The organism is Komagataeibacter kakiaceti JCM 25156 (genome assembly GCF_000613305.1).
Genome location: NZ_BAIO01000571.1, coordinates 1 through 1356, shown reverse-complemented (window position 1 = coordinate 1356; position 1356 = coordinate 1). Strand labels below are relative to the sequence as shown.

The 1356-nt window shown below is 67.0% G+C and carries 2 protein-coding genes; both read right to left on the bottom strand.

The window, feature by feature from the left end; translation table 11 throughout:
- A partial coding sequence (locus tag JCM25156_RS16705) for an MBOAT family O-acyltransferase (protein ID WP_025814017.1) occupies nucleotides 1-1073 on the bottom strand: 1073 nt, incomplete at its 3' end.
- Nucleotides 1073-1356 (bottom strand): NAD(P)/FAD-dependent oxidoreductase (locus tag JCM25156_RS25600; RefSeq protein WP_034960549.1); only part of this gene is annotated, 284 nt, incomplete at its 5' end. The genes JCM25156_RS16705 and JCM25156_RS25600, both read right to left, overlap by 1 nt.

The window sequence follows — 1356 nt, the reverse complement described above, 5'->3', positions numbered from 1 at the left end:
CCCCGTGCGCCCCACCGTGGCAGCACGCGGCCCGCGCGCGTCCATGCGTGCGACAGCGCGAGCGCACCGCCATGCAGCAGGCCCCAGAGCATGAAATTCCACCCTGCCCCATGCCAGATCCCCGCCAGCCCCATCGTCACCACCACATTGGCGGCCTGACGCGCCGGGGGGCAGCGATTCCCGCCCAGCGGGATATAGACGTAATCGCGCAGGAAGCGCGACAGCGTCATATGCCACCGCCGCCAGAAATCCCGCACCGACACGGCCGTATAGGGCGCGTTGAAATTGAACGGCAGGCGAATGCCCATCATCAACGCCATGCCGATGGCCATATCCGAATAACCGGAAAAATCGAAATAGATCTGGAGCATGTAGGTTATCGCGGCCAGCCACGCGCTGCCCAGACCCGGCAGGTGCCCCGCATGGGCGGCGTCGAACACCGGGTTGCCCATGGCGCCCAGCGTATCGGCCAGACCTAGCTTCTTGCCCAGTCCGACCAGCAGCAGCAGGCCGCCCCGGCCAAGGTTTTCCCACATCGCGCCATTGCGCGGGCTGGCGTCGAACTGCGGGATCAGTTCGTTATGCCGCACGATCGGCCCCGCCACGAGCTGGGGGAAGAAAGTGACGAATTCCAGAAAATCCGCCAGCCGGTACACCCGCGCCTGCCCGCGCCCCAGATCCACCAGATAGGAGATTTTCTGGAACACGAAAAATGACAGCCCCAGCGGCAGGATGATCGGCCACTGCGCATGCGCCCGCCCCGCCAGCCCCATGGCCACGCCAGCCAGCCAGTCCGCGTATTTGAAGCCGAACAGCACCGCGAGATTGGCCGCGACCCCGAATCCCAGCCAGCCCCGCCGCCGCCAGCGCCCCCACGCCATGGCGACCATCTGGTTGAACCCGACCATCGCCAGCAGGAACGGCACGAACCGCCAGTCCCATAATCCGTAGAACAGCACCGACGCTGCGATTACCACCGCCTGCCGTCCCGCCCTTGATACCGCCACACCGTAATACAGCCCCAGCACCAGCGGCAGGAACACCACAAGGAAGGGCTGCGAGGCGAACAGCATCAGCCCGTGCGTTCCGCCACGGCCTGCCCCGCCGCGTGGCCACTGGCCCACGCCCACTGGAAGTTGTAGCCGCCCAGCCAGCCGGTCACGTCCACGGCCTCGCCCACCATGAACAGGCCGGGGACATCCCGCGCCTCCATATCGCGGGAAGAAAGGCAGCCCGTATCCACGCCGCCGCGCGTGACCTCGGCCTTCACGTAGCCCTCGGTGCCATGGGGGTTGAGCCGCCAGGCCGAAAGCTGGCTGGCCACACCGGCCAGGACCGCGTCCGGCATCCCGGCAA